Origin of the sequence: Dysgonomonas gadei ATCC BAA-286 (assembly GCF_000213555.1) — a bacterium.
GTDB classification, from domain to species: domain Bacteria; phylum Bacteroidota; class Bacteroidia; order Bacteroidales; family Dysgonomonadaceae; genus Dysgonomonas; species Dysgonomonas gadei.
In genome coordinates this window covers 94,148-105,913 of record NZ_GL891991.1, presented here as the reverse complement: position 1 = coordinate 105,913, position 11,766 = coordinate 94,148, and the positions used below count along the sequence as shown (strand labels likewise).

At 39.6% G+C, this 11,766-nt stretch carries 6 protein-coding genes and 1 pseudogene; 2 read left to right on the top strand and 5 right to left on the bottom strand.

Features of this window, described 5'->3' with window-relative positions; all coding sequences use genetic code 11:
* Nucleotides 1-285 (top strand): annotated as a pseudogene (locus tag HMPREF9455_RS18835) (hydroxylamine reductase); the annotation flags it as partial.
* Between the two features lie 1,014 nt (nucleotides 286-1,299).
* The gene (ung, locus tag HMPREF9455_RS18830; protein WP_006801348.1) at nucleotides 1,300-1,962 is read left to right on the top strand and encodes a uracil-DNA glycosylase; all 663 of its coding nucleotides are present in this window, start codon (nucleotides 1,300-1,302) and stop codon (nucleotides 1,960-1,962) included.
* Between the two features lie 176 nt (nucleotides 1,963-2,138).
* On the opposite strand, the gene HMPREF9455_RS18825 is transcribed toward ung, so the two are convergent.
* From HMPREF9455_RS18825 to HMPREF9455_RS18805, 5 genes are all read right to left on the bottom strand, one after another.
* Complete coding sequence (locus HMPREF9455_RS18825) at nucleotides 2,139-4,406, bottom strand: GH92 family glycosyl hydrolase (protein WP_006801347.1); 2,268 nt, start codon at nucleotides 4,404-4,406, stop codon at nucleotides 2,139-2,141.
* Between the two features lie 318 nt (nucleotides 4,407-4,724).
* Nucleotides 4,725-6,320, bottom strand: a complete 1,596-nt coding sequence (locus HMPREF9455_RS18820) for a RagB/SusD family nutrient uptake outer membrane protein (protein WP_044216786.1) — start codon at nucleotides 6,318-6,320, stop codon at nucleotides 4,725-4,727.
* A gap of 36 nt (nucleotides 6,321-6,356) precedes the next feature.
* The gene (locus tag HMPREF9455_RS18815) at nucleotides 6,357-9,677 is read right to left on the bottom strand and encodes a TonB-dependent receptor (protein ID WP_044216784.1); all 3,321 of its coding nucleotides are present in this window, start codon (nucleotides 9,675-9,677) and stop codon (nucleotides 6,357-6,359) included.
* A gap of 370 nt (nucleotides 9,678-10,047) precedes the next feature.
* On the bottom strand, nucleotides 10,048-11,013 hold the full coding sequence (locus HMPREF9455_RS18810; RefSeq protein WP_006801344.1) for a FecR family protein: 966 nt from the start codon (nucleotides 11,011-11,013) through the stop codon (nucleotides 10,048-10,050).
* 78 nt (nucleotides 11,014-11,091) lie between these two features.
* On the bottom strand, nucleotides 11,092-11,655 hold the full coding sequence (locus HMPREF9455_RS18805) for an RNA polymerase sigma-70 factor (protein ID WP_006801343.1): 564 nt from the start codon (nucleotides 11,653-11,655) through the stop codon (nucleotides 11,092-11,094).
* Between the last annotated feature and the right edge of the window lie 111 nt (nucleotides 11,656-11,766).

The window sequence follows — 11,766 nt, the reverse complement described above, 5'->3', positions numbered from 1 at the left end:
TGTAACGATAGCTATTCATTGGCAGTTATCGCTCTCAAGCTGAAAGAAGTATTCGGACTGGAAGATATTAACGATCTGCCTATCGCTTTCAATATAGCATGGTATGAGCAAAAAGCGGTGATAGTATTACTAGCTTTGCTTCATCTGGGAGTGAAGAATATACATCTCGGACCAACTCTTCCGGGATTCCTTTCTCCGAATGTAGCGAAAGTATTGGTTGAGAATTTCGGAATCGGAGGTATCTCTTCTGTTGAGGAGGATATTGAAATGTTCCTTGCCAGCTAAGTTACATACGTTAACTATGTATTAATTCCAATCAGTAGTTAAAGTAATTATTGTAGTATAATATTGTTCTATTTTATCTAACGCGCCTATCGGCTTGTTTTTCATTTTGCCTTGATGCAAAACGAAACAAAAAATCAAGGCTGCATCCTCCGGCGACCCAAAACCGCAGCTGCGGTGGGGCAAAATAATACGGAATCATTTTTAGCCGGATTATCAGCCGTGTATAGCAGCTACCCTATTTTGCCCTACACCTCCGCTTTACGGATTGGGTACCCCGCCTGCGGAATGAGGCCGTTACCGCGATGCGGCGACAAGACAGAGATTTTTCAGGCTTTAGCTCCGCGTGCGCCAGCCCTTGCGCATTAGTGACGCAGGCGGGGTACCCAATCCGTTGCAGACGGCGTAGAATCAAACGGGGCGATAGCCCGTATGTTTGATTCAGCCGTCAAAACGGTTTTGGGTCGCCGAGGAACGAAGCGCTAGCCTTTTGGTTCGTTTTGGGCAATGCCAAAATGAACGTTTAGGTGGAACGAAGTGGAGCATAAAAAAATAGAACATTAAATCTCAACTACTGATTCGCATTATTATTAAAATCTGACATATCTGACAACTTTGTTACAAGATACGAGTAGGGGCGAATTGAAAATCGGCGGAGCCAAATATTTTCCGCCCCCCCCTACAGTTTTCCAAAAAAGTAACAAAGGAAACACAGAAAACAATTAGTAAGTGAAAAACGAAAAATATTTATCACTTTTCGTTTTTCACTTTCTACAATACTTCAAAGAACGTTTCCAAAATTAAGTTATATAGTAGAACTCCCTTTTCTGGTATACTATCTACTAGTACACTTAAAAATAGCATAGATAAACTTTCAACATAAAAATACATATTTCGTTTACCCTAATCCATGATTTATTTTTATCGGACTACATCACAAAAATTGTATCTTTATACCCGGCAATTTGTTAATTTAAACAGTTACTTAGTATCTAACATAAAACTAACCGACGAATTATGGATGTAAAAATAGAGGAAAGCTGGAAAGAACAGTTGATAGATGAATTCGACAAAGACTACTTTGTAAAACTAACTGATTTTGTAAGAAATGAATACCGTACAAAACAAATATTCCCTCCTGCGAAATTAATATTCAACGCTTTCGAACACACTCCATTCGATAAGGTAAAAGTGGTCATTCTCGGGCAAGATCCGTATCATAACGACGGTCAGGCACACGGCTTGTCCTTTTCAGTACCTGATGGTATGCCCGCCCCTCCCTCTCTGGTAAATATCTTCAAAGAAATAAACCGTGACATGGGAATCCCTGTTCCCAGATCGGGTAATCTGACACGCTGGGCAAATCAGGGTGTACTGCTTCTCAATGCTACACTGACCGTACAGGCACATATGGCCGGGTCGCACCAGAAAAAAGGTTGGGAAGCGTTTACCGACGCTGCCATACATAAATTGGCAGAAGGGCGTGAAAATATCGTATTTATCCTATGGGGTGCTTATGCCCAGAAAAAAGCAGCATTCATAGATGCAAATAAACATCTCGTATTAAAATCTGTACACCCATCTCCATTATCCGCGCACAACGGATTCTTTGGAAATAATCACTTCAGTGAAGCAAATAAATATCTGAAATCGAAAGGAATTGAACCAATTGAGTGGTAGATGTGTTAATAACATATAACAGGAGATAAGCCTGTTGATTCATTAATGCATTGTTGATTTCTGCTATACCATTTTCAGGTATTAATGAATTTAAAAAAATCAAAGCCGCGAGAATCACTTCTGGCGGCTTCACCCTTAATAAAAATCCCTATGATGTGTAAAAGGGATTTTATATCTTATATTTCACCTTTTGTACCCCAGGTTTCGGACGGTTTGTCTCCCATCACGAACTCCAATGTACCTCCGGCTTCTATATCTTTAAAGTCTATATAGAACTTATCATAGTCTTTGCCGTTGAGAGTCACACTCTGTATGTATTTATTGGCTACACTATTATCTTTTGCTACAATTCTGAAAGTCTTGCCGTCTTTCACCTTAACGGTTGCTTCATTTATAACGGGACTTCCGAAAATATATTTACCTCCGGCAGGCTCAACCTGATAAAAACCCAGAGCGGACAATACATACCATGCCGACATCTGGCCTACATCCTCATTTCCTGAAAGTCCGGCGGGTTGGTCGTGATAAAGTTCCGACATTACCTGACGTACCTTATCGGCAGTCTTCCACGATTGACCGATGTAAGGATATATATACAGGATATGGTGGCTAGGCTCGTTTCCATGAGCATATTGACCTATCAGCCCACTGATATCCGGAGATGCGTGCTCTCCCAGCGAACCCTCTACGACAAACAGGGAATCGAGCTTCTGAACAAACGTTTCTTTGCTGCCGAACAGGTCCACAAGCCCTTTCAGATCGTGCGGCACCAGCCATGTGTACTGCCATGCATTACCCTCTGTATAATCATTGTCACGGTGAACTGACTCGAATGGATTGAAAGGAGTCCTGAACTTACCGTCAGACGACAGGCCTCTCATGAATCCTACCGATTTATCGAAATAGTGTGTATAGGATTTACTCCGTTTCAGGAAGTAGTCATAATCTTCTGTCTTACCCATTTTTTGAGCCACCTGGGCTATACTCCAGTCAGCGATAGCATATTCCATACATTTCGATAGACCTTCACTCTCTCCTTTATCGTAAGGGATATAGCCGTATTCTTTCAGGTACTTCAGGCCTCTTTCATCGAGCATCGCAGAATTCTTCATTGCTTCGAATGCCAGTTCTTTATCAAAGCCGTCATAACCTTTCATTATAGCATCGGCTACAACCGAAATACCCGGATTGCCCACCATGCAATCGGTCTCGCAACCCATCAGATGCCATACAGGCAATTTGCCCTGCTGCTTATATATTGTCAACATCGTATTGACAATATCGTTCATCTTTTCCGGATGTATGATCGACATCAACGGATGAGCAGCACGATATGTATCCCACAACGAGAATGTGGTGTAATTCTTAAATGCGCCTTTCTCATGCATTTGTCCGTCAGAACCTCTGTAATCGTTATTCACGTCACAGAATTCGGAAGGTGCTATCATTGTATGATAAAGTGCTGTATAGAATGTACGCTTAGTTTGCTCGTTGTCCGTTGTAATAATGATTTTGTTCAGCTCTTCGTTCCATGCTTTGTCAGCATCGGCAACAGTCTTCTCAAAATCCCAGCCTGAAAGTTCAGCCTGCATATTCAGTTTTGCATTATCTATACTTACCGGAGACAAGGCCACTTTTACAAATATATTCTCTTTATCCTTTGTATCGAACAATACCTGTCCGTAGGCCCTTGTCGCTTTTATCGTATTGCCTTCCTGCACAGCAGTAGTATCCGAAACAACAAAACCCTTCATAGGCTTGGAAAAAACAGCTGTGAAGAAAACCTTTTGGTCATTAGCCCAGCCTTTCGAATAGCGGTAACCCGATATGACAGAATCATTCTCTTGTGTCAGATAACCTTCCACGGGGGCATCCCAGCCTATACCATGCTGCAGGTCGATAATAATTTTCGACGAGTCGGACTGAGGGAACGTATATTTATGAAAACCGACTCTTTTAGTTGCTGTCAGTTCCACATCGACATTGAACCTGTCGAGGTGTACTGCATAATAACCGGGTTTCACTTTTTCAGTTTCCCTTCTGAATAATGAATAAATCCCCGATTTAGGATCTTTCAGATTTCCCCGTGTAAGCTTTACATCGCCGGTAGCCGGCATAAAGCCGATATCACCAAGGTCACCTATTCCCGTACCACTCAGGTGCATATGTCCGAATCCGATAATTGTGGAATCGGTGATATGATAACCCGAACACCAGTCCCAGCCCTGAGAAAAGTTTGTAGGACCTAATTGTACCAATCCGAACGGAACGTCGGCTCCTACAAATACATGCCCATGGTCACCGGTCCCGATATAAGGATCGACATACTGGGTAAGATTTATAAGTTCCGAGTCTTTTTCCGGTTCATTACATGAATAAAACAAAGCGCCTGAGATGATACCCAAACAGATTGTTTTTGCAATGCGATTAAAATTCGATCTCATTGTCTGATTTTTAATTATATATTTAGTTTTGTTTATATTCGATTTATAGTTTCCAAGCCCGCTCTACGATATCTGAAGGCATTATTATATCCAGAATTAATCAAAGATTCACAGGCAACAATTACAATTATGACAAATTTACATAATAAACTGAAACAAAAAGACATTTGTTAATCATTTAATAATTTATAACAGATAAAGAATAGGGTCGCCTTCCCAGGCAACCCCCTTCTTTGCCTTTTCTGAAAAACCTAATACCTCTCAGAAATGAATTCAAATACAGAAATCATAAAGGCTTATATTGTCCAGGCACAAGCACTAGTAACCCGGATTGTTTTGTCCCAACTGAGGATTACGCTGCATCTCTGTATCTGAAATGGGCCACAACAGATGTTTCTCTTGGAAAGTAGCACCCCAAGGGTTTTTAGCTCCTATAACATTTACAAATGTTACTTTTCCTTTATTTGTAGCCGAAGTAACCGGATACATGCGGGTACGTTGAATATCATCCCATATCTTATGTTCCAGAGAAAATTCACGTATACGTTCTGTCCATACTTCTTGTATAAATGCATCTTTAGACAAGCCAGTAAGACTTGCTACGATCTGCTCTTTTGTCATTTTAGTATAAGCACGTGCACGTACATCCGCCAGGTAACCTGCTGCCTCTGCTGTTATACCTTCGCTTTGGGCTATGGCCTCAGCTGCAATAAGCAATACTTCCGGATATCTCATAATAGGGAAATCTCTGCCGCTCACGCCTGTTTCAAACATAGCTTCTTCATCGAAATAAAACCATGGAGACGGTTGTTCAAATTTTGCAGTGACTTCTTTTCCATCTTTAGTATAAGTATACTCATTAAAGAAAAACTGCCTTTCAGCAATACGTAAGTCATTAGCCGGGTCATATGCATTGATAAGGGTAGGCATAGGCCTGATCACATTATTGGTCAGCGTATATTTGAAAACACCCCATTGAGCAGCAAACACAGGAAATGAAAGCTGAGTCCAGTTACTTGCATAACCGGCAACACTAGACGAACGTTCTCTTGTGTAAATATATTCTGTCAGATTATCATCTGTACGCAAAATATTATAAGCGCTGTTTTCTCCATTATCCTTATTCTGAGTCAAGGTAAGTTTATTACTTGTAATAATATCTCGCGCTACAGTTGCAGCTTTCGCATAACTATTTGCAGATAAAGGATAACCGCTCATTTGCAGGTAAACATTAGCTAATAATGCATCAACGGTGGTCTTCGATATTCTGAAACCATTCTTCACAAAAGCTTCTTCCTTCAGTACGGATCCTGCATCTTTCAGGTCTGTTTCTATCTGACCATATATCTGTGCAGTTGCTGTCCGGGATAAATACAGGTCATCTAATGATTCGAACGGATCTAATGTCAAAGGAATATCACCGTAACTTTTTACCAGATGAAAATAATTCAAAGCACGGAAAAATTTAGCCTGAGCCACCAATTGGTCTTTCTCATTTGAGGCGAAATTAGGGTCGGTGATACCGGGAATATATTTTATTGCTGTATTTGCCCGTCCGATTGCCTGATAGCAATACCTCCACGAATCTCTCATCTCGTTGGTTATATTGGCCGGAGAAATCGTCAATTCCTGACAATACTGAACAATCACTTCCTGTCCCTTATATTCATTGTCATACAGACCTGAAAGGAAAGGACCATATGCAATTCTCGCTCCATTGTATACCCCTGCATCATAGAAAGTAGGGAATCCCGTAGCATATAAGGCATTTACTCCTGCCCGGGCATGATTTGCTGTTTTATAGTATTGTCCCAGGGACATATCTTGTTGTGGTTTTTCTTCAAGAAAACTATCACAGGATGTGACTGCGCCCAGAAAGAATAAACTCACTAATCCTAAAAATATATTTTTCATTTTCATAGTCTTTTTCATATTTATATTCCAGGGTTATTAAAATGTTGCGCTGACACCAAAGGTAAATGTACGAGGTTTAGGGTATTGGAAGAAGAACATGTTCTGCCCCCATTGGTTATCACCTTGTGATGTTGCTTCCGGATCATATCCTCTGAAATCACTTGATTTGATCAGGAATGCGTTGTTCACACCAAAATAAACGCGCAAAGAGCTTAGAGATAATGGCTTGATCATTTTAGGGTTGAATGTATACCCCAACTGGATCAGATTAGCACGCAAGTATGAACCATCTGCTACCCAACGTGAATCAAGTTCAGAGCTTTGGCCATCTCTGGCTCCATTACGGATTGCCTGTACAATTGTATTCGGATTAGACGGGGACCATGCATCATGTAATATGGCTTTTTCACCGTTAGTCAGACCGAAACGGTCTTCCAAAGAGTGAGTAAACTGCTGAAGCACATCCACACCCAGAACAAACTGCATATCTATAGTCATATCAAAGTTCTTGTAGCGGAAATTATTGATAAAGCTACCTGTAATATCAGGAATACCTTTACCCAGAACTTTCTTCTCAGCTGAACGCTTCGCCTGACCGACTATCTGTCCTGACGGAATACGGCCTGCAGCCTTATCTTCTTCTGTCCAGATACCAAGTCTTTCGTAACCCCAGAATGAACTGAGCGATTCACCTACACGTAAGATCGTCTGCGGGCCTGACACCCAACTCGGATCAGGGAAAATATCTTCATTATTTTCACCCAGAGCATTGATCTTATTCTTATTATAGTTCATATTCAAGGTTGTACCCCATGTGAAGTCAGAGGTTTCAACATTAGTAGAACTGATTAATATGTCAACCCCCTGATTGGTCACTTCTCCCATATTCGACATCACCGACGAATAACCTGTATGATAAGGGACAGGACGTGCCAATAATAAGTCTTTAGTCTTTTTATTGTAATAAGACACATCGAAGTTCAATCTGTTTCTGAATAATCCTAATTCAACACCAACATCGAAAGTGTATGTTTTTTCCCATTTCAGGTCAGGATTAGCCAAACGGTCAGGCCATGCAGTAGGAACAAGAGAACCGTTTATCAATGTTGTACCCGAACCCATCATAGCCAGAGATTGATACACAGGAATTTCAGAGTTACCTGTGATACCATAACTGGTATGCAACTTGAGATTACTTATTGCATTAATATCTTTCATAAAATCTTCATTCGACATCAACCAACCAAGACCGGCAGATGGGAAGAAAGCATATTTATTATTTTCACCGAAACGGGATGATCCGTCTATACGACCTGTCAGTGTAGTCATATACTTATCGTTATAAGTATAAGCGGCTCTGAGGAAGTATGAGTTCATAGACCATTTCTGATATTCCGAACCCGGTTTTTCAGGCAATGTACCCACTCCCATATTATTAGTACCGTAGAAGTCGTCAGTGAAACCTTTTGTCTGGCTCTGATTTGTCCTGAATACTCTTTCCTGCCAAGAAAGACCTGCCATGAGATTAATCCGGTGTTTATCTAAAGTTTTCAGATAAGTCAGATAAGTCTCTTCCTGCCAGAAAAACATATTTATATCTTTTATACGTGCATCTCCATTAGGATAAGAGATGTTAGACAGATCGGTCGGAGAATAATCTCTTTCTTTATCAAAGTGGCTGTCGATACCGAATTGTGTTTTCAAATCCAGTCCCGGTGCTAAATGGAATGTCAAAGCTGCATTACCGAATATCTGAGTACGGTATCTCATGCGCTCCTGAGTTTTCAGTACGTGTACAGGATTAGCCATACCTTCAAGCCCCAGTTCATCCGATATAGAAGTAGAATTAGACCATCCTCCATCAGGAAATTTAACCGGCATAAACGGAACCATCTCCAGCATAGAACGACGTGGCATCTGATGGCCACCTGTTTCTTCCGCCTCATTACCCCATGTATGATTTACCAATAAGTTTATAGCGGTAGACAGCCATGCAGTAGGTTTGGCATCATATGCCATCTTTGCATTCAGACGTTTCATATATGAATTCAACATGATACCTTGTTGATCGGTATAGTTTAGGAAAGCACCTACAGACGAATCTTTTCCTCCTTGCTGTATACTCAATTGATGATTGTGAGAGAAAGCTGTGCGTGTTGCTTCTTTTTGCCAGTCAGTATCATAGATAGGTTTCCCATCTGACGTGAACAAATTCGGATCCTTAAAATAGTCTTTAACATTCAGTGAATAGTTTTTTCCCTGATATTTATTAGCATTAGCCTGACCAATCATAAATGCTTCCATCCATTCTTCAGAGTTCATTACATCTATATAGTTAGCCATTGTGCTCATACTTACCGACCCATTGTAGCTGATCTTCACACCTGTACCGGTTAGTCCGCGCTTAGTAGTTACCAATATTACACCATTTGCACCACGTGCACCGTAGATAGCAGCAGACGATGCGTCTTTCAGTACCTCTACGCGTTCGATATCGTTCGGATTCAAAAATTTAAAATCATCCATAGCAACACCGTCCACTACATAAAGAGGATTGGACGATGCATTGATAGTACCTATACCGCGAATCATCACGCGCGAAGCACCTCCAGGCTGTCCCGAGTTTGAGAAAATATTCACCCCGGAAGCTTTACCTTTCAGTCCGTCGAGAGCACCGAATGATTGTTGCTTGAGTATTTCATCTGATTTAGTAACAGATATCGAACCTGTCACATCTATCTTACGTTGCACACCATAACCGACTACCACTATTTCGTCCAGTACCTTCACATCTTCTGCCAAAGTTATATTTACAGTACTTTGTCCTTTGAGTTCCACTTCCTGAGAAAGGAATCCGATAAATGAAAAAAACAGTGTAGCGTTCGGGTTTGTTACCTTGAGCGTGTATCCCCCGTTAATATCGGTTACAGTACCGGTAGTAGTTCCTTTTACAGCGACACTTACTCCGACCAAAGGTTCACCTTGTTCGTCCTGAACCTTACCGGTTATCGTTTTCCCTTCCTGTAAAGGAGTATTTACAAAAGATACCTCCGGTTCATTTCTATTCGACAAGATGATATGTGAACCCTCCATCGAATAGTTGACATTCGTTTCTTTAAACAAATCGTTTAATACTTGGTAAACAGGCTTGGTATTAGCCTTTACCGATACTTTCTGATCTGTTTCTACTTTATCATTATAAATAAAAAGATAATCGGTCTGCTTCTCTATTTCTGTCAGTACCTTATCGAGCCTGATATTTTTTTCATTGATTGTAACTCTTGCTTTTTGTGAATAAGAGTCTTCAGCATAAATAGAGAGGATTCCGACGAATAATAACAACGTCGTGATTTTCATGATTCTAAAAAAATGTTTAATTTTTTCATTTTTCAACAAAAAGCGGTCGTGAAAAACTTTATTTTCCATAGATTTACGATGTTTTTGATTAATATGATCTAAAAATTGTATTGATTTTCCAGCCAATAGGTGTTGCCGCACTTATTGGCTTTTTCGTTTACACGATAAAAGCGTTTTTAGATGTTTCCCATAGGCGATCTTTTTTATAAGGTTAAACTAAACAATGATTGTATCTACTCATTAAATAAATTACAGAAAACAAATAACGAATTTTAACACTATATTCCCTTTCCTTATGCGGTTATATGTCTTTTCCGGATATAATTTTATCCACTACACATCTATTTTTGTTTACACTATTTATCAACATCTACTTTATATGCACAATATGCTTTTCGGTATCCCTTTCATATTTAAACTTAACATCTTTCTGCAATACACGTAAAGCATAATCCACTCCATCAATAACACGGAATTTACCTGTGTATATAAGATTACCAACCTTAGGATTTTCGATCACGATTCTTACATCATATACCTTTTCAAACGATTTCATTATTTGGGCAAATGATTCATTCTTGAAGCTAATCAGGCCATCCTTCCATTCATAAGCACTAAAGTCGTCTACATATGCGGTTTCTAATTTTCCGTTTTTCAGATATGCCTTATTACCAGGAGTTAATATTATCGACTGCAAAGAATCACATACAGTTCTAACTTTTACTTTCCCCTCCATGAGCACAGTTTCAAAGCTATGGCTATCAGGATAAGCCATTACGTCAAACTTTGTACCCAGTGCCTGAATTATTCCATCCCGCGTTTTAACAAGAAAAGGGACTTCTTTGTCCTTAGCCACATCAAAATAAGCCTGTCCATCCAACAGTATCAACCGTTCCTTTTCGTTAAAAGATACCGGATATTTTATTGTTGTCTTGGCATTCAGCCACACATCGGTACCATCGGGTAATACTATGTTCAGACGCTGCCCGGCAGGTACTGAAATAGTTTGCATTGCGACCAGTTTATTACTCTTATTTATGTGGATAAAATAATACCAGCTACCCAACAAAGTAATAGCTACAATTGCCGCTATTTTTATAAGTTCTCTGAAATAGCTAGATATACGCGGACGATTTCCTGATACTACAGATTGGCTCTCTATATTCTCTTTAATATCCGGCTCTGTCGTATTAAGGACTATAGCATCGAATATTTTACGTTCTTCGAAAAAACGTTTTTCATTTTCCGGAGAATCCGTTACCCACTGTCTTATTGTCTCATCTTCCTCCTGAGTTGTAAGACCCTCAAAAAACTTATATAGTAATTTAAAATCCATTTTTTATTAACCTCTATATAAATAACAGATGAGGAGCAAACATCCCTAGTGAAAAAAACAGTTTTTTTAAAATTCCTTTTATATGGAAAAAAATGCCAAAAATACAGACATGTAGTCTTTAAGGCCGGACCGAAGTTGCGTCAAGGCCTTTGTGATATGAAACTCAACACCTTTCGTTGTAATATTCAAAGCATCTGCAATCTCTTTATGTGTCTTATTTTCGTATCTGCTCATTTTAAATACTTCCAGTGTTCTTTCTGGTAAAGCGGCCAACGTTTGATTTATGATATTTTCTATCTCCACCGAAAAAACTTCTTCCGGATCGCACGCCGAAAGTGTTGTTATGCGTACATTAAGCTCCCAATGAGCTATATCCTGAATATTATCCAAAGTTTTGATCTGTATTCTTTTATGCTGAAGATGATTAAGGCATTTATTTTTTATAATAGTCAACACATAAGCCCTTACATTGGAACCTGGCTCCATATTGGCTCTATTCTCCCAGCACGTCATAAACGCCTCAGTTGTGATATCTTCAGCAATGGATATATCTCTCACATAAGTATTCGCAAAACGAATAAAACGCGGATGATAATCCGTATAAAATTTATTGAACGATTTCAGATCAAAAGGCTCTGTCATATTATTGCAGTTTTATATGTGCAGGAGAAGTATTGTTAATCATAAGTATAAATACATATAAGGTACTATCGTTCTCTGTATTAATAGACAATACGTATAATGGCTTACCTC